We start from the raw sequence: 18,227 nt of genomic DNA, 5'->3' as shown, positions 1-18,227 counted from the left end.
TAGGAAAAGGATTTTATAAAAATGGGTAAATATTTTGGGACTGATGGAGTCCGTGGAGAAGCTAACGTAGAATTAACGCCAGAATTGGCCTTTAAACTAGGACGTTTTGGAGGCTATGTTCTTAGCCAACATGAAACGGAAGCACCGAAAGTTTTTGTAGGACGTGATACACGTATTTCTGGGGAAATGCTAGAATCTGCCTTGGTAGCTGGTCTTCTTTCAGTTGGTATTCACGTATACAAACTAGGTGTTTTGGCAACACCAGCAGTAGCTTACTTGGTAAAAACTGAAGGAGCAAGTGCTGGTGTCATGATTTCTGCTAGCCACAATCCAGCCCTTGATAACGGAATTAAGTTCTTTGGCGGCGATGGCTTCAAACTAGACGATGAAAAAGAAGCAGAAATTGAAGCCTTGCTAGACGCTGCGGAAGATACTCTTCCTCGTCCAAGTGCAGAAGGCTTGGGAACCTTGGTAGATTATCCAGAAGGCTTGCGTAAGTATGAAGGCTATCTTGTTTCAACTGGAACTCCTCTTGAGGGAATGAAGGTTGCCTTGGACACAGCAAACGGTGCGGCGTCTACAAGTGCCCGTCAAATCTTTGCAGACCTTGGCGCTCAATTAACTGTTATCGGGGAAACACCAGATGGTCTTAACATCAACCTTAATGTTGGTTCAACTCACCCAGAAGCTCTTCAAGATGTGGTCAAAGAAAGCGGCTCAGCTATTGGTTTGGCCTTTGACGGAGACAGTGACCGTTTGATTGCTGTTGATGAAAATGGCGACATCGTTGATGGTGACAAGATTATGTACATCATCGGGAAATACCTTTCTGAAAAAGGACAATTGGCCCAAAATACAATCGTGACAACTGTTATGTCCAACCTTGGTTTCCACAAGGCCTTGGACCGTGAAGGCATTAACAAGGCAGTCACTGCAGTTGGCGACCGCTATGTTGTGGAAGAAATGAGAAAATCAGGCTACAACCTCGGTGGTGAACAGTCTGGTCACGTCATCTTGATGGACTACAATACAACGGGTGATGGTCAATTATCAGCTGTCCAATTGACAAAAATCATGAAGGAAACTGGTAAGAGCTTGTCAGAGTTGGCTGCAGAAGTAACTATCTATCCACAAAAATTAGTCAATATCCGAGTGGAAAATGCCATGAAGGAAAAGGCTATGGAAGTGCCAGCTATCAAGGCTATCATCGAGAAGATGGAAGAAGAAATGGCAGGGAATGGGCGTATTCTTGTTCGCCCAAGTGGAACAGAGCCCCTTTTGCGTGTCATGGCAGAAGCGCCTACAACAGAAGAAGTGGACTACTATGTTGATACCATCGCAGACGTAGTTCGAGCTGAAATCGGGATTGACTAAATCCTAGAAAACTAGATGAAAATAAAAAATTATGGTACAATAGCTTATAATATTGTAGCCGAGGGAGAAAGACATGAATCTTAAACGTGAACAAGAATTTGTTAGTCAGTATCATTTTGATGCGCGTAATTTTGAATGGGAAAATGAAAATGGAGCTCCTGAAACTAAGGTGGATGTGAACTTCCAATTACTCCAACATGACCAAGAAAATCAAGTGACTTCTTTAGTGGTTGTCTTAAGTTTTATGATTGTCTTTGACAAATTTGTCATTAGTGGAACCATTTCACAGGTGAACCATATCGATGGTCGTATTGTTAACGAACCAAGTGAATTGAACCAAGAAGAAGTGGAAACCTTGGCTCGTCCATGTTTGAACATGCTCAACCGTTTGACTTACGAAGTAACTGAAATTGCATTAGACTTACCAGGAATCAATTTGGAGTTCTAATATGAAATTAGCTGTTATCACAGATTCTTCTGCTTATCTCAGTGCAGAGACCTTGCAAAGAGAAGATTTGTACGTCTTGGATATTCCTGTCAATATTGATGGTGAGGAGTATGTCGAAGGTATTAATCTGACTGCAGAGGAATTTTACCAAAAAATGGCTCAGGCTTCTGAATTGCCTAAGACCAGTCAACCAAGTATTGCAAAGTTAGATGAGATTCTAACTTCGCTCAAAGAACAAGGCTATACACATGTTTTGGGGCTTTTCCTATCTTCTGGAATTTCAGGTTTTTACCAAAATATCCAGTATATGATAGAAGAATATGAGGGCTTAACCATTGCCTTCCCAGACACTTTGATTACAAGTGCTCCTCTAGGTATCATGGTTGAAAGTGTTTTTAAGTGGAAAGACCAGGGCGATGATTTTGCCATCATTCAGGATAAGCTAGCTATTCAGATTAGTCACACATCTGCTTTCATCATGGTGGATGACTTGGACCACTTGGTGAAAGGTGGACGCCTTTCAAATGGGGCTGCTATTTTGGGTAATCTCCTAAGCATTAAGCCAATTCTTTATTTCAACGACCAAGGTGTGATTGAAGTGTACGAAAAAGTTCGTACTGAAAAGAAAGCAACCAAGCGTTTAATTGAGATTATCAAGGAAGCCACAGCTTCAGGCCAATACCGTATCATTGTCATTCACGGAAATGCTCCTGAAAAAGCTGAAGAATTGCGTCAGCACTTACTTGAATCTGGAGTAGGTATGGATGTTTCACTTGCTACATTTGGTAGTGTCATTGGAACACACCTAGGAGCAGGAAGTATTGCTCTGGGTTATATTCCAGTGATTTAGTTGGAACTTTTAGTTTAGTTAGGAAGTTAGCAAATGAACACGCCTGCAACCCTGTGTGAAAAAGATAGTTCTTCCAAGGAGGATGTACTCCTTGATCAGAACTCCTATTTTCACTTTGTGTTCCTACAGGCTTTGTATCTTAGACAGGAGTAGAGATGAGTATTCGAGTAATTATTGCTGGTTTTAAGGGAAAGATGGGTCAGGCTGCTTGTCAGATGGTCTTGGCTGATCCAGACTTGGCCTTGGTAGCAGTTTTGGATCCCTTTGAGTCTGAATCAGAATGGCAGGGTATTCCTGTTTTCAAGGATAAGGCTGATTTAGCAGGCTTTGAAGCGGATGTCTGGGTAGACTTTACTACACCAACTGTTGCCTATGAAAATACACGCTTTGCTCTTGAGAATGGCTTTGCTCCAGTAGTTGGAACAACAGGCTTTACTAGTGAAGAAATTGCAGAGCTAAAAGCATTTTCCCGTACCCAAGATTTGGGTGGCTTGATTGCTCCTAACTTTGCCTTGGGTGCTGTCTTGCTTATGCAATTTGCAACGCAAGCTGCCAAATATTTCCCAAATGTGGAGATTATCGAGCTCCATCATGACAAGAAAAAGGATGCTCCGAGTGGAACAGCCATCAAAACAGCTGAATTGATGGCAGAGGTTCGAGAGTCTATCCAGCAAGGTGCAGCAGACGAGGAAGAGTTGATTGCTGGTGCTCGTGGTGCTGACTTTGATGGCATGCGTATTCACTCAGTTCGTTTGCCAGGCTTGGTAGCCCATCAGGAAGTCATCTTTGGCAATCAGGGAGAAGGATTGACCCTTCGTCATGACTCCTATGATCGTAGCTCCTTCATGACAGGGGTGAATTTGGGAATTAAAGAAGTTGTCAAGCGTCATGAGCTTGTCTATGGATTAGAACACTTATTATGAGATTAACGCAAATGCCTTCTGAATTTCAGAAGGCTTTACCAGTATTAGAAAAAATTAAAGAAGCCGGTTTTGAAGCCTATTTTGTTGGGGGTTCCGTCAGAGATGCCCTTCTCAATCGTCCCATCCATGATGTGGATATTGCGACGTCTTCTTATCCAGAGGAGACCAAGCAGATTTTTCCTCGAACAGCCGATATCGGAATCGAACATGGAACCGTCTTGGTCTTAGATGGGGACGAGGAGTATGAGGTGACTACTTTTCGGACAGAGGATGTCTATGTGGACTATCGTAGACCCAGTGCGGTTTCCTTTGTGCGTTCGCTAGAAGAAGATCTCAAACGCCGTGATTTTACAGTCAATGCCTTTGCCTTGGATGAGACAGGAGAAATCATTGACTTGTTCCATGGTTTAAAAGATTTGGAAAAGCAAGTCTTACGAGCAGTTGGAGTGGCTAGTGAGCGTTTCAACGAAGATGCTTTGCGTATTATGCGTGGTTTCCGTTTTCAGGCCAGCCTTGGCTTTGAGCTTGAGTCAGAAACATTTAAAGCTATGAAGACTTTGACGCCACTTTTGGAGAAAATTTCTGTGGAGCGTACCTTCGTTGAGTTTGATAAACTCTTGCTGGCTCCATTTTGGAGAAGGGGCTTGACTTCCATGATTGAGAGTCAAGCTTATGATTATCTCCCTGATATGGCAGCTAGCCAGGACGAGCTTAATAGACTGTTTGATTTGGAGACTGATTTCACCTTTGAATCTTCAGAGCAAGCCTGGGCTGCTCTACTGTGGGCTTTGGATATTGAAAATGCGCAGCCATTTTTGAAGGCTTGGAAGACCTCACGTCAGTTTGCTAAGCAAGTTCAGGATTTACTGACTATTTTGGACTTGCGTGAAAAGGGAGAATTGAGCAAGCGCGATTGTTATCGCTTTGACTTGGATTTGCTTTTACAGGCTGAAAATCTTCGTCAGGCTCAGGGAAAACCAGTCAACCCACAAGTCATCACAGAAACCTACCAGAGTCTGACCATTCATGACAAGAAAGAAATCCAAATCAACGGTGGTATTTTGATCAAGGAATATGGTTATCAGCCGGGCCCAGACTTGGGAGAGATTTTAACAGAGATTGAATATGCCATTGTCGATGGAGAATTGGAAAATAACCGTCAAGCCATCCATGCTTATCTAAGGGAGAAAAAATGAGAGATTTTATCGTTGAAAAACTAAGTAAATCCATTGGTGACAAGACCGTTTTTAAGGATATTTCCTTTATTATCCATGATCTAGATAGAATTGGTCTGATTGGTGTCAATGGAACGGGCAAGACCACCCTTTTGGACGTCCTTTCTGGTGTTTCTGGATTTGATGGGGATGTCAGTCCCTTTTCAGCTAAGAATGATTACCAGATTGGTTACTTGACCCAAGATCCTGATTTTGATGATAGCAAGACGGTCTTGGATACGGTTTTATCTAGCGACCTCAAGGAAATCCAGCTCATTCGTGAGTATGAATTGATCATGCTCAACTATAGTGATGACAAACAGGCGCGTTTGGAACGGGTCATGGCAGAAATGGACTCTCTCCAAGCTTGGGAAATTGAGAGTCAGGTCAAGACGGTTCTTAGCAAGCTGGGGATTCAGGACTTATCTACTCCAGTTGGAGAATTATCAGGTGGTCTAAGAAGACGAGTCCAGTTGGCGCAAGTCTTACTTGGCAATCACGACCTTTTGCTTTTGGATGAGCCAACCAACCATCTGGACATTGCGACTATTGAGTGGCTGACCCTCTTTTTGAAAAATTCTAAGAAGACCGTCCTTTTTATTACCCACGACCGTTATTTCCTAGACGCTTTGTCAACTCGGATTTTCGAATTGGATCGAGCAGGATTGACCGAATACCAAGGAAATTACCAGGACTATGTTCGCCTAAAGGCGGAACAGGATGAGCGCGACGCGGCTCTTCTTCACAAAAAAGAACAACTCTACAAACAAGAATTGGCCTGGATGCGCAGACAACCGCAGGCGCGTGCGACCAAGCAGCAGGCTCGTATCAATCGTTTCCATGACCTGAAGAAAGAAGTTTCAGGTGGTGCTGCTGAGACAGACTTGACCATGAACTTTGAAACCAGTCGTATTGGGAAGAAAGTCATCGAGTTTCAGGATGTTTCCTTTGCCTATGAAAACAAGCCCATTTTGCAAGATTTTAATCTCTTAGTTCAGGCCAAAGACCGTATCGGAATCGTTGGGGACAATGGTGTTGGAAAATCAACCCTGCTCAACCTGATTGCAGGCAGTCTTGAGCCGACAGCAGGACAAGTGGTGATAGGGGAAACTGTTCGCATCGCCTATTTCTCTCAACAAATTGAGGGCTTGGATGAGAGCAAGCGAGTGATCAATTACCTGCAGGAATTGGCAGAAGAGGTCAAGACCAGCGGTGGTTCTACGACTTCAATTGCAGAATTGCTGGAGCAGTTCCTTTTCCCACGTTCGACGCATGGAACCTTGATTGAGAAATTGTCTGGGGGAGAGAAAAAACGTCTTTATCTCCTCAAATTGCTCTTGGAAAAACCAAATGTTCTCCTCTTGGATGAGCCGACCAATGATTTGGACATTGCAACCTTGACAGTTTTGGAGAATTTCTTACAAGGATTTGCTGGTCCAGTTTTGACTGTTAGTCACGACCGCTATTTCTTGGATAAGGTAGCGACCAAGATTCTGGCTTTTGAGGATGGTAAAATTCGTCCTTTCTTTGGTCATTACACCGACTATCTTGATGAAAAAGCCTTTGAAACAGAGATGGCCAATCAAGTGCAAAAGGCCGAAAAGGAGAAAGTGGTCAAGGTCCGTGAAGACAAGAAACGCATGACCTACCAAGAAAAGCAGGAGTGGGCAAGCATTGAAGGCGATATTGAAACCTTGGAAAATCGTATCGTTGCTATTGAAGAGGAAATGCAGGCCAATGGTTCTGACTTTGGCAAACTGGCTACTCTTCAAAAAGAACTAGATGAGAAAAACGAAGCACTCCTTGAAAAATACGAACGCTATGAGTATCTAAGTGAGTTAGCATGACGGAAGAAAAAGTCATTAAACGTAGTCCTAAGAAAATCATTTGGAACGCTTTGTTTGGCTTTTTTTCAGTGCTTTTCTTCTTGTTACCTCTCTATTATCTCCATTCGTATTCGCAAAAGGGGACCAGACTTCATACGATAAGTCTTTTGTTAATGCTGGTTTTACTTACTTATGCTGGAGTAGGAGTTTATCTGACTTACAGACTTTTAAGCTCAGATAAGGAATATTTGAGATTTACTGTTAAGGGATTTTACTACAAACCGAATCCAAAGAAAGCCAGTCATTTCTATGCTTGGGCTGATGTAGAGGAATTTTCTTTCTCTCGGATTCGAGGGAAGTACAGGGATTCTTATCGGATTGAAGTTTATTTTAAAAACAAGGACAATGTGAAATCCCAATCACTTCTAGCCCTACTGAAGAGAAGGTGTTTCACTTTTCATCAGTCAGTAGATTTGATCATCCCTATCTTTCTACTAGATGTAGTTCTTCCTGAAAGGGTCTATGAGGTCATGAAGTACTATGAAAGAGAATGGCGTATTGAACAAAATCGTCAAGCAGGAAAACAGACAAAACAAGCTTCGAAAACCAAATCTTCCGAACGCTTATAAGATAGTTTAGGTTAAAGAAAATCAATCAAAAAAGCCCTATCCACTGGATAGGGTTACTGTTTGTCTTCTTTTTTGGTTTCTTGATGAAAGATATTTTGCCAAGTTTCGTGGCGGCGCCAGATACTGGTATGGACGATACCATCTAATTCATAACAGATGAGTTTGGTCTTCTGACTGATGGAAGTGATTTGAATGTCCTTGATAGCAGAATTCAACTCTTTTTCGGCTTTATAGGCCTCTTTATCCATCTGCTCTCCATCTTGACGAATATAGACAAAATCATCAGCCAAGAGTTCTTCCAGTTGATTTCCTTGGTCAATCAATTGTTCACGCATGAGCAATTTTTTATAGACATTGTCTAAAATTTCATCCTCAGGGATAGGTGCTGGCTCAATATGAACATCGGTATCAAAGACGCCAAAATGTTCCTCCAGCATAGATTCGACTTGATCCGCGATTTCATGGCTCTCAAAAACAGACAAGTCTGGATTCATCTCCAGCGTGATATCGAGGTAGATGTTGCTACCGTAGGTACGACCTCTTTGCGACTTAACCTTGCTGATTTTGGGAATCTCCATGATGGCCTTTTGATAGTCCTCAAGCAGGCGGTCGTCAAAGCCATCTGAAAGGCTAAAGGAAGATTCGATAAAGATATCATAGGCAGTTTTCAAGATAAAGAAAGTGATGATGATGGCGACCAGTTTATCTACAATGGGATAATTGAAACTGCTAGCTAGGATGGCAATGGTGGTTCCAAGTGAGGTAACAGCATCAGAAAGATTGTCCTTTGCTGCGGCCTTGAGTGCCTTAGAGTTGGATTTCTTACTGAGGCGAGTATTGTAGAGATAAACTAGAAACATAATCGCTGCAGAAATGATTCCAAGAGTTGCACCAAGAGGGTCAATAACCGTTTCTTCATGACTGAGAATCTTTTGAATGGTATCCCTTAGAACATCAAAACCAACATAGAACATGATGATGGAAGTGACCAAGCTAGCCAAATCTTCAATCTTCCAGTGGCCAAAACGGTGGTCTCGGTCAGCAGGCTGGCGTGCCATCCGGATTCCAATCAAGAGGGCCACATTTCCAATGATGTCCGACACGTTGTTAAAACCATCGGCCACCAAACTGGATGAATGGAGGAGGTGCCCAGTTGCTAATTTCGCTGCAGACAAGATCAAATAGGTCGAAATACTGATAATGGCCCCACGCTCAGCCAACTTGAGATTTGAGATAGATTGCTTCATTCAACTTCCTTTCTAGTCATATAGCATTCTACCATTATACTGGTTTTCAAGGGAAAATTCAAATAAGTCATTTTTTACTCTTTGAAAACTTTTCAAAATTTGGTATAATAGTACTACTCAAGGGAGTAGCTGGCAGAAACCTGTGATAGTGTCGTCATTCCGAATTTTATACTGAAAAGTATGCTTTCCGGCACTATCTTAAACAGCGAGACTTGTTATGATTAATAGGTCTCTTTTTGTTTGTCGTGAAAAGATGCGATGAGGGAAAAGAGAGTCTGTTTTGCACACAATGTCAAGGAGGAGACACATGTCAAAAGAACAAAAACGCCAAGCGTTTTACACTCAGAGTCCTGAAGAGGTCTTGAAGGCTGTGGATGCGACCGAGCAAGGTTTGTCATCAAGTGAGGCGGAAAAGCGCCTTGCAGAATTTGGCCACAATGAACTCGAAGAAGGCGAGAAACGATCAATCCTGGTCAAATTTATCGAGCAATTTAAGGATTTGATGATTATCATCCTAGTTGCTGCAGCAATCTTGTCAGTTGTGACTTCTGGTGGGGAAGATATCGCAGATGCTATTATCATCCTAGCTGTGGTTATCATCAATGCTGCCTTTGGTGTTTACCAAGAAGGGAAAGCAGAAGAAGCCATCGAAGCTCTCAAATCCATGTCTAGTCCAGCTGCCCGCGTTCTTCGTGATGGGCATATGGCGGAGATTGATTCTAAAGAATTGGTACCAGGTGATATCGTCGCTCTCGAAGCTGGTGATGTAGTACCTGCAGACCTACGTTTACTAGAAGCCAACTCTCTTAAAATCGAAGAAGCAGCTCTTACAGGTGAGTCTGTGCCAGTCGAAAAAGACTTGTCAGTCGAGCTTACTGCAGATGCTGGTATTGGTGACCGTGTCAATATGGCCTTCCAAAACTCAAATGTGACTTATGGTCGTGGTCTTGGTGTTGTTGTCAATACAGGTATGTACACGGAAGTTGGTCATATCGCTGGCATGCTCCAAGATGCGGATGAGACGGATACACCACTCAAACAAAACTTGAACAACCTTTCTAAGGTCTTGACTTATGCAATTTTGGTCATTGCCCTTGTTACTTTTGTAGTGGGTGTTTTCATTCAAGGGAAAAATCCACTCGGTGAGTTGATGACCTCTGTTGCGCTTGCTGTTGCAGCCATTCCAGAAGGGCTTCCTGCTATCGTAACCATCGTTCTTGCCCTTGGTACTCAAGTTTTAGCCAAACGAAACTCTATCGTTCGGAAGTTGCCAGCAGTAGAAACACTTGGTTCAACAGAAATTATTGCTTCTGATAAGACTGGTACGCTGACTATGAACAAGATGACAGTCGAAAAAGTCTTCTACGATGCAGTCCTACATGACTCAGCTGATGATATTGAACTGGGTCTTGAAATGCCGCTTCTACGTTCAGTAGTCTTGGCTAATGATACGAAAATCGATGTGGAAGGCAACCTGATTGGTGATCCAACCGAAACAGCCTTTATCCAGTATGCTTTGGACAAGGGCTACGATGTGAAAGGATTTTTAGAGAAATATCCTCGTGTGGCTGAGTTGCCATTTGATTCTGAACGTAAGCTCATGTCAACAGTTCATCCACTTGCAGATGGACGCTTCCTCGTAGCTGTTAAAGGTGCGCCAGACCAACTCTTGAAACGTTGTGTTCTTCGTGATAAGGCTGGGGATATTGCTCCGATTGATGAGAAGGTTACAAACCTCATTCACACAAACAACTCTGAAATGGCTCACCAAGCCTTGCGTGTCCTTGCTGGTGCTTATAAGATTATTGACAGCATTCCAGAAAACCTCACTTCTGAAGAGCTTGAAAATGATTTAATCTTTACTGGTTTGATTGGGATGATTGACCCTGAACGTCCTGAAGCTGCTGAGGCTGTTCGTGTAGCTAAGGAAGCTGGAATCCGTCCAATCATGATTACGGGTGATCACCAAGACACTGCAGAAGCTATTGCCAAACGTTTGGGAATCATTGATGCAAACGATACAGAAGGTCACGTTTTAACTGGTGCTGAGCTCAACGAACTATCTGATGAAGACTTTGAAAAAGTAGTTGGTCAATACTCTGTTTATGCGCGTGTATCTCCAGAGCATAAGGTTCGTATCGTCAAGGCTTGGCAAAAACAAGGTAAGGTCGTTGCCATGACAGGTGATGGTGTCAATGATGCGCCAGCTCTGAAAACAGCCGATATCGGTATCGGTATGGGAATCACTGGTACAGAGGTTTCTAAGGGGGCTTCTGACATGATTCTTGCAGATGATAACTTTGCGACTATTATTGTTGCAGTTGAAGAAGGACGTAAGGTCTTTTCAAACATTCAAAAGACGATTCAGTACCTACTTTCTGCCAATACTGCTGAAGTATTAACTATCTTCCTATCAACCTTGTTTGGTTGGGATGTCTTACAGCCAGTTCATCTTTTGTGGATTAACTTGGTAACAGATACCTTCCCAGCTATCGCTCTTGGTGTTGAACCTGCTGAGCCTGGTGTCATGAACCATAAACCACGTGGACGCAAGGCAAGCTTCTTCTCAGGTGGTGTTTTGAGTTCTATCATCTATCAAGGTGTACTCCAAGCAGCTATTGTTATGAGTGTTTATGGCCTTGCTCTTCTTTACCCAGTTCACGTGGGTGACAATCATGCCATTCATGCAGATGCCCTTACTATGGCCTTTGCAACCCTTGGTTTGATTCAACTCTTCCATGCCTATAATGTCAAGTCTGTTTACCAATCCATCTTGACAGTTGGCCCATTCAAGTCTAAGACTTTCAATTGGTCTATCTTGGTATCCTTCATCCTTCTCATGGCAACAATCGTCGTAGAACCGCTTGAAGGTATCTTCCACGTAACCAAACTAGACTTGTCTCAATGGGGAATTGTTATGGCTGGAAGCTTCTCAATGATTATCATTGTCGAAATCGTTAAATTTATCCAACGTAAACTCGGTTTTGACAAGAATGCGATTTAAAAAAAGTCATCTTCGGATGGCTTTTTGTTACAGTTGAGGGAAAGGGCTTGCAGTTATCGGCTTTTGTGCTATAATTGCTATAATATAGTAAAAAGAAAGAGGAGTGTGAGGAAGTGGAGAAGAAAATTGTAAAGGATATCTTATTTTTATCTCAGGTGTCTCAACCGGCAAGTCAAGAAGATCTTTATCTTGCCAAAGATTTGCAGGATACACTCTTAGAAAATCGCGAGACCTGTGTTGGTCTGGCTGCCAATATGATTGGGGTGCAGAAGCGCGTGATTATCTTTAATCTTGGCCTGGTTCCTGTGGTCATGTTTAACCCAGTGCTCCTGTCCTTTGAAGGACCTTATGAGACAGAAGAAGGCTGTTTGTCCTTGACAGGTGAGAGACCGACGACCCGTTATGAAATGATTACGGTGTCCTATCGTGACAGCAAGTGGAAGGAACAGACCATTACTTTGACAGGCTTCCCAGCTCAGATTTGCCAGCATGAACTGGATCACTTGGAAGGACGAATCATTTAGGAGGAAAGCAAATGAAACGAATAGTCTTTGAACTTATTTTTATCGCAACGACCTGGTATATCTTTTTACCGCCTCTTAACCTGACCAGCTGGGAATTTCTCTTTTTCCTCTGTGGGCATTTGCTGGTTGTGGCAATCTTATTTGGCTTTGGCAAGGGAATAAATCTGGTCAAAACAGTTCATGTGCGCCACGGTAAAGCGGAAGCTGCCTTAAATCTAGAGAGTTTCAAAATCAATCGATTAGGGAAAATCCTTTTAGCTTCTATTGGAGGAATTCTTCTCTTAGCTGGTTTAGTTTCCTTGGTGACCTCCAGCATTTTTCAGGCTAAAAATTATGCTAATGTAGTCACAGTTACGGAAAAAGACTTTACTGAATTTCCTAAGACTGACACCAGTAAGGTTCCTATCTTAGATAGAAGTACTGCTGAGAAAATTGGTGACCGCTACTTGGGTTCTCTAACGGATAAGGTGTCGCAATATGTAGCCGCAGATACCTATACCCAACTGACGATTGATGGAAAACCTTATCGAGTGACACCACTAGAATATGCAGACCCTATCAAGTGGTTTAACAATCAAGCAAAAGGAATCGGCGAGTATATCAAGGTGGACATGGTAACTGGAAATGCCAACTTGGTGGACTTGAAGACACCAATCAAGTATTCTGACTCGGAGTATTTTAACCGTGATGTCAAGCGTCACCTACGCTTGAAGTACCCAACTAAGATCTTCAAGACTCCATCATTTGAGGTGGACGATGAGGGCAATCCTTTCTATGTAGCAACGGTTTACCAAAAGCAATTTGGTTTAGCAGTTCCTCGTCCTATTTCAGTCATTATCTTGGACGCCACAAATGGAGAGACCAAGGAATACAGCTTGGCAGATGTTCCGGAATGGGTGGACAGGGTCTATCCAGCTGAGGAAACTATTGAGCAAATCAACTACAACGGCAAGTACAAGGACGGTTTCTGGAATGCCATGATTTCCAAGAAAAACGTGACCCAGACTACCAAGGGATATAATTATTTGTCTATTGGTAATGACATCTACCTCTACACAGGTGTGACATCGGCCAATGCAGATGAAAGTAATCTTGGTTTCATTCTTGAAAATATGCGAACAGGAGAAATAACTAAGTACAGCTTGGCTTCTGCGACCGAAGAATCAGCCCGTGAATCAGCCGAAGGTGCTGTTCAGGAGAAATCCTACAAGGCAACCTTCCCAATCCTCATCAACCTCAATGACAAGCCTCTCTACATCATGGGCTTGAAGGACAATGCTGGTTTGGTCAAAGAGTACGCCTTGGTTGATGCAGTCGAGTACCAAAATGTTATCGTAGCTACTACAGTAGAAGAACTGCTCAGCAAGTACGCCAATAAAAACGACCTTGAATTTGATAATGAAACGACAGAAAGTATTAAGGGTGTGGTAGCAGACCTCAAATCAGCTGTTATCAAGGGCGACACCGTCTACTTCTTTAAAGTTGATGGCAAGATTTACAAGGTTAAGGCCTCAGTATCAGATGACCTTCCTTACCTTGAAAATGGTAAAACCTTCGAAGGTCAAGTAGGAAAAGACAACTATCTCAAGACCTTTAAAGTACAGTAAGGGAAGAGGCTGGGCAAAAACTCAATTTCAGGAAAAAATGAAGTAAATTTTTCCACAATAAAACGCATAGTATCAAGATTTCTCAATTCCTGATACTATGCATTTTTTAATTTTAATGCCTTTTTCCCCAGTCTCTTTTCAGATGAATTTCTTGGTTGTGGCTAAAAAATATGCTACACTATCAATATGAAAATTTTAATCCCAACAGCGAAAGAAATGAACACAGATTTGCCAAGTATCGAAGCTGCTCCTTTAAGACTAGAAAGTCAGGCTGTGCTGGATGCCTTGGCTCTCTATTCTGCTAGTCAATTGGAGAGTTTTTACAAGGTATCAGCAGAGAAGGCGGCGGAAGAATTTCAAAATATCCAAGATTTGAAAAGGCAAGCTGCTCAACACTACCCAGCCTTGAATCTATTTGATGGGCTTATGTACCGCCACATTAAGCGAGACAAACTGAACGATGCAGAACAGGCCTATCTTGAAAATCATGTCTTTATTACTTCGGCTTTGTACGGAGTCGTACCAGCCTTGTCACCCATAGCCCCTCACCGTTTGGACTTTTTGATGAAATTAAAGGTCGCTGGTAAGATTTTGAAGAGCCATTGGAAGCAAGCCTATGATGAGGCTGTGAAGCAGGAAGAAATGATTTTCTCTCTATTGTCATCCGAGTTTGAGACTGTATTTTCTAAGGAAATCAGAGAAAAAATGGTGACCTTCAAATTCATGGAGAATAGAGGTGGTCAGTTGAAGATTCATTCAACTATTTCTAAGAAAGCGCGTGGTGCCTTCTTGACAGCTCTGATAGAAAATCAAGTACAGACGGTGGAGGAAGCACGTCGCTTAAGTTTTGCAGGATTTACCTACCGAGAAGATTTGTCCCAGCCACAGGAATTGGTTTTTGTAAAAGAAGTATAGAAATCAGATAAGAGAAAAAGTCAGCAGAATCATGCTGACTTTTTTGATAACTTATAAAGTATTGGATATATGAATTTCATTTGATAAACAGTTAAGATGATTAACCAAATCCATGATTGACAGATGATTTCGACAAATAAACTTCTTGGTAATTCCTGGAATATAGAAATTAGACACGATGATATCGTAATCTGTCTGATTTAAAATCTCAGGACTTGTTTTCAATTCATCCCAAGTATCGAAGGTAAAGCGGTTATTACAGTAATAGGAAAGCATATCAACAAAGGTAAGGGATATAGCATGGTCAAAGTTACTGATAATCAAAACCTTGATAGGTGGTCGATTTTCTAACAACTGAGTAGAGAGGTTTTCAGCATGGGTCAATAGGGTATACATCAAGTGTTCCAACTGTTCAGGATGGTCATGCTGTCCAATTGCCTGACGATATTGAGCCAGTTCTTGACGTGCACTTCCCATAAAGTCTGGGAAGTAAACTTCGAATTTTTTAATCGTCAATGCTTTTTGTTCAAATAAGATTGGGGTAGAAAAGATTTCCTGTCTTTCAAAGAAAGCAGTGTTGTGTAAATGCCAAATCAGCTCATCGTGGTTAGTAAAAGTAATCTTATATTGTTTTGCTAGACGTTCTAATATTTGACTCAGTAATTGGTAAGAGTGTCTTGCTTCACTGTTATCTTCTATAGAGTTGAAGAATTCTTGAGGATCTAAGAAAATGTTACTTTGAATAAAGGAAATAAAAATTTGTGTAATGATATCTGGAGTGATTTCAAGTTCAAATACTTGAGAAAAATAGCCTAGTATCTCTTCAAAATTTGGAATACTTTCCAAAATAGGGTAGTATTCATCGTAGAAATGATTTGGTAAGTCGATAAAATGACCATTTTTGATGCGGTAAATACTGATAGCTATCATCAGTTTGTACATTCTATAAATTGAAAATCGCATTGGATAATTCGTGATTTTATAGAAGAAGTCAGCAAATTCTGTTAAATCTTCCTCAGGAAGGTCAGGAAAAGGCCAATCTAGGAAATAATAGCGCTCAGAAAAATATTGGGCAAAAAAATAGCGAATATCGATTTCATTGCCACGTATTTCGGATGGAGTAAATGATAGTTCAATTTGGAATTGAGTTGATAGAGTTTTTGTAATATTTCTGCCCAGTCGATAGAGGTTGGCATTACTAGAGTGAAGATTTTCTATTGTTCGATAAATAGGTAGCCCCTCATTAAAAAACAGATACTCTAGTAATTGAAAAGATTGAGAATTAGCAAGAAAATATTGATAAATATCTTCTACACTAGTGTTAACTTCTAAATCTATCATGATTCCGTTAACAGAAGATTGGATGTCAATAGATGGAAAGGCAACACGTAATTCATTTAAATCACTTTTTAAGATTCGTTCTGTACATCCTAATTTTTCGGCTAGTTCATGCAATTTCATCCAATTACGATTCTGAATTAAGGTTTCCATTAAACGTAATTGTCTTTGATCTTTTGTGGATAAAAGGTTTCTCATATGGGTATTATCCTCCTTAATTTATTATATCATTTTTCTGTTTTTAATCAACTATAATGTTAGAGCTAAAAAAATGTTCCGACGATTCAAAAAAAAGAGAATATAATAACTGGCTCTGAAAATCAGAAATACGATATAGTAATTCCTTGGATAGTGTTGATTTATATATTAAATAGTTGTAGAGTAGGAATTATAAAATATTACTTAGGAGTTCAAAATGAAACATTCACATAAGAAATCATTTGACTGGTATAGTATGCAACAACGATTTTCTATTCGTAAGTATCACTTTGGTGCAGCGAGTGTTTTACTTGGTACAGCCTTGGTCTTAGGATCAGCTGCTAATGCTCAAACTGTACAAGCGGATGAAAATGGTTCTGAAAATACAAAGACAGTTAAAGCTGATAAGTTAGATGATTCTGCTAAGATTGTGGAAACGCAAAGTACAAATACTAAGTCAGAGAAGACTTATGCAGCTCCATCTGTTTCAAATCCAGTGGAAGCAACTCCAACTAAATCTGATGAAGCTAAAATGCCAGCAGAAAAAGTTGAAGAAGCTAAAATTCAGAAAGAAGAAGTATCTTCTAAAAATGCTGTTGATAAGTCAAAATTATCAGCGGCTCTTTCGCGTGCAGAAAAATTGGAGATTAAATTGTACACTGAAGAAAGTGTAAAACGTCTTCAATCTAGTATTCAATCTGCTAAAGTATTACTAAACAGAGCAAATGTGACAGAATCAGAATTATCTCAAGCAGAGTCTGAACTTCAAGCTGCAGTTATTGCTTTGGAACTTAGAGGGGCGACTACGACTAAAGTTACTGATAAAACTGAAGTAGTGAGTAAAATTGAATCTGCTGAAAAGAAAAATGCAGAATCAAAAGTAGCTGAACAAACTTCTGAAGTAGACAAAGAGTCAGAAGAAAAAGATAAAATTGCCTTAAAACCTGTAAAGGGGCTTCGAGTTGAAGATGCAAAGGCAAATAAAAAAGGCGGGTGGAATATTCCGTTAGATCAAGAAGCACGCTTAAGATTAAAGAGTGCTATTGAGGCTCATGCCGCACAAGGTAGTTCGCGTCGTCGGAAACGTGCTATCGGAGATTTGGATTATACCTTCAAGAAAGTTATGACTCCAGTTAACCCAGGTTTCTACGCAGATGCCAAGAGTGTTGATGAGTTAACAGTTAACCCAGACTATATAAATGAAACAGTTGTCAACGTTTGGTATAAAGACTTAGGTTATATCAATTTAGTCGACAAAGATGGACATTACATCAATTCAAATGGTGAAGTAGTAGAAAATAAAGAAGCAGCTGTCCGTAGACAATACAAAAATGATTTTAATGACACAACAAGAGCAGATGTTACTGAAATTCCTCAAGTACCAGTTGGTTGGAAAATTAGTGACAACCAATCTATTCACGGATATAATGCAGAAACAAAAACTATTGATCCAAACGACGATAATGATTTAGATGCTGTTGGTGCAGACTCTAATGTGGTCATTGAAAAAGAAAATCAAAAAGCTGTTATCCGTTATGTAAGTACTAATGGTAACCGTGTTCTCACAACAGATGAAGTGACAGGTAAGTCAGGTGAAGCCATTGCCTACAGCACAACAAGTCAAATCACAGAATTCAAGAAACAAGGTTATAAGCTTGTCAGCGATGAATTCACAGCGGGTGGTGCGAAGGTTTATGACTACGATACAGCACGTGACCAAGTCTACACTGTAACCCTTTCAGAACGTGTTGAACCAGTTAACCCAGATAACCCAACTCCACAACCAAACACACCAGTCAATCCAGGACAACCAGATAGCCCACGTTGGCCAGGAACCGTTGAAAACTTGGACAACAAGGAAAGTGTTAGCCGTACCATCCATTATGTTTACGAAGATGGAAGCAAGGCTAAGGATGATGTAGTTGAAACACTTACCTTCAAGCGTTGGAGTCGTATTAACTTAGTGACTGGTCAAATTTTCTTCCAAGACTGGACAACCAATGATGATACGTTTGATAAAGTGGTATCACCAACCATCGCCGGTTACACAGCAGATAAATCAGAAATCCCAGCTGTAAGTGGAGTTCAAGCGAAAGACCAAGACCGTGTTGAAACAGTTACTTACCGTAA

14 protein-coding genes are annotated in these 18,227 nt (G+C 41.1%); 12 read left to right on the top strand and 2 right to left on the bottom strand.

The features are described from left to right. Positions 1-21: 21 nt before the first annotated feature. From glmM to N8O80_RS05390, 7 genes are all read left to right on the top strand, one after another. Positions 22-1,374, top strand: coding sequence for a phosphoglucosamine mutase (glmM, locus tag N8O80_RS05420; RefSeq protein ID WP_049487012.1), 1,353 nt, complete (start codon positions 22-24; stop codon positions 1,372-1,374). 73 nt (positions 1,375-1,447) lie between these two features. After that, complete coding sequence (locus tag N8O80_RS05415) at positions 1,448-1,822, top strand: DUF1149 family protein (protein WP_060627763.1); 375 nt, start codon at positions 1,448-1,450, stop codon at positions 1,820-1,822. Position 1,823: 1 nt separating this feature from the next. After that, positions 1,824-2,672, top strand: a complete 849-nt coding sequence (locus tag N8O80_RS05410; protein ID WP_261027137.1) for a DegV family protein — start codon at positions 1,824-1,826, stop codon at positions 2,670-2,672. Between the two features lie 155 nt (positions 2,673-2,827). Continuing rightward, complete coding sequence (dapB, locus tag N8O80_RS05405) at positions 2,828-3,595, top strand: 4-hydroxy-tetrahydrodipicolinate reductase (protein ID WP_261027136.1); 768 nt, start codon at positions 2,828-2,830, stop codon at positions 3,593-3,595. Continuing rightward, entirely contained in the window at positions 3,592-4,791 is a 1,200-nt protein-coding gene (locus N8O80_RS05400; RefSeq protein ID WP_314732579.1) for a CCA tRNA nucleotidyltransferase, read from the top strand. The genes dapB and N8O80_RS05400 overlap by 4 nt, the downstream gene beginning before the upstream one ends. Then, positions 4,788-6,656, top strand: a complete 1,869-nt coding sequence (locus tag N8O80_RS05395) for an ABC-F family ATP-binding cassette domain-containing protein (RefSeq protein WP_261027135.1) — start codon at positions 4,788-4,790, stop codon at positions 6,654-6,656. The genes N8O80_RS05400 and N8O80_RS05395 overlap by 4 nt, the downstream gene beginning before the upstream one ends. Then, positions 6,653-7,264: a hypothetical protein gene (locus tag N8O80_RS05390; RefSeq protein WP_070479896.1), complete on the top strand. Its 612-nt coding sequence runs from the start codon at positions 6,653-6,655 to the stop codon at positions 7,262-7,264. The genes N8O80_RS05395 and N8O80_RS05390 overlap by 4 nt, the downstream gene beginning before the upstream one ends. Positions 7,265-7,317: 53 nt before the next feature. Here N8O80_RS05390 and mntE read toward each other — a convergent pair whose 3' ends face one another. Further along, positions 7,318-8,511: a CDF family manganese efflux transporter MntE gene (mntE, locus tag N8O80_RS05385; RefSeq protein ID WP_261027134.1), complete on the bottom strand. Its 1,194-nt coding sequence runs from the start codon at positions 8,509-8,511 to the stop codon at positions 7,318-7,320. Between the two features lie 307 nt (positions 8,512-8,818). Between mntE and N8O80_RS05380 the strand changes: the two genes are divergently transcribed. The 4 genes from N8O80_RS05380 (at position 8,819) to yaaA (ending at position 14,561) form a co-directional block, all read left to right on the top strand. Next, entirely contained in the window at positions 8,819-11,515 is a 2,697-nt protein-coding gene (locus tag N8O80_RS05380) for a cation-translocating P-type ATPase (RefSeq protein ID WP_261027133.1), read from the top strand. 113 nt (positions 11,516-11,628) lie between these two features. Continuing rightward, positions 11,629-12,039, top strand: a complete 411-nt coding sequence (locus N8O80_RS05375; protein ID WP_070479899.1) for a peptide deformylase — start codon at positions 11,629-11,631, stop codon at positions 12,037-12,039. 11 nt (positions 12,040-12,050) lie between these two features. Then, on the top strand, positions 12,051-13,646 hold the full coding sequence (locus tag N8O80_RS05370) for a hypothetical protein (RefSeq protein ID WP_070479900.1): 1,596 nt from the start codon (positions 12,051-12,053) through the stop codon (positions 13,644-13,646). Positions 13,647-13,832: 186 nt separating this feature from the next. After that, the gene (yaaA, locus tag N8O80_RS05365; protein WP_064275950.1) at positions 13,833-14,561 is read left to right on the top strand and encodes a peroxide stress protein YaaA; all 729 of its coding nucleotides are present in this window, start codon (positions 13,833-13,835) and stop codon (positions 14,559-14,561) included. A gap of 51 nt (positions 14,562-14,612) precedes the next feature. Here the strand turns inward: yaaA and pclR are convergent, their stop codons facing one another. Beyond that, positions 14,613-16,097, bottom strand: coding sequence for a virulence transcriptional activator PclR (pclR, locus tag N8O80_RS05360; RefSeq protein ID WP_247933127.1), 1,485 nt, complete (start codon positions 16,095-16,097; stop codon positions 14,613-14,615). A 217-nt stretch (positions 16,098-16,314) separates the two neighbouring features. Between pclR and N8O80_RS05355 the strand changes: the two genes are divergently transcribed. Then, positions 16,315-18,227 (top strand): mucin-binding protein (locus N8O80_RS05355; protein ID WP_261027132.1); only part of this gene is annotated, 1,913 nt, incomplete at its 3' end.

This window comes from Streptococcus mitis (assembly GCF_946190155.1).
In the GTDB taxonomy this organism is placed as follows: Bacteria; Bacillota; Bacilli; order Lactobacillales; family Streptococcaceae; genus Streptococcus; species Streptococcus mitis_CL.
The sequence above is the reverse complement of the archived record's forward strand: the minus strand, read 5'-3'. Positions and strand labels throughout refer to the sequence as shown.

Bases quoted from the DNA above. Each gene is read 5' to 3' on its own strand.
- mntE (WP_261027134.1), bottom strand. From the start codon at position 8,511: ATGAAGCAATCTATCTCAAATCTCAAGTTGGCTGAGCGTGGGGCCATT.
- dapB (WP_261027136.1), top strand. From the start codon at position 2,828: ATGAGTATTCGAGTAATTATTGCTGGTTTTAAGGGAAAGATGGGTCAG.
- N8O80_RS05370 (WP_070479900.1), top strand. From the start codon at position 12,051: ATGAAACGAATAGTCTTTGAACTTATTTTTATCGCAACGACCTGGTAT.
- N8O80_RS05390 (WP_070479896.1), top strand. From the start codon at position 6,653: ATGACGGAAGAAAAAGTCATTAAACGTAGTCCTAAGAAAATCATTTGG.
- yaaA (WP_064275950.1), top strand. From the start codon at position 13,833: ATGAAAATTTTAATCCCAACAGCGAAAGAAATGAACACAGATTTGCCA.
- N8O80_RS05400 (WP_314732579.1), top strand. From the start codon at position 3,592: ATGAGATTAACGCAAATGCCTTCTGAATTTCAGAAGGCTTTACCAGTA.
- N8O80_RS05380 (WP_261027133.1), top strand. From the start codon at position 8,819: ATGTCAAAAGAACAAAAACGCCAAGCGTTTTACACTCAGAGTCCTGAA.
- N8O80_RS05415 (WP_060627763.1), top strand. From the start codon at position 1,448: ATGAATCTTAAACGTGAACAAGAATTTGTTAGTCAGTATCATTTTGAT.
- pclR (WP_247933127.1), bottom strand. From the start codon at position 16,097: ATGAGAAACCTTTTATCCACAAAAGATCAAAGACAATTACGTTTAATG.
- glmM (WP_049487012.1), top strand. From the start codon at position 22: ATGGGTAAATATTTTGGGACTGATGGAGTCCGTGGAGAAGCTAACGTA.
- N8O80_RS05395 (WP_261027135.1), top strand. From the start codon at position 4,788: ATGAGAGATTTTATCGTTGAAAAACTAAGTAAATCCATTGGTGACAAG.
- N8O80_RS05410 (WP_261027137.1), top strand. From the start codon at position 1,824: ATGAAATTAGCTGTTATCACAGATTCTTCTGCTTATCTCAGTGCAGAG.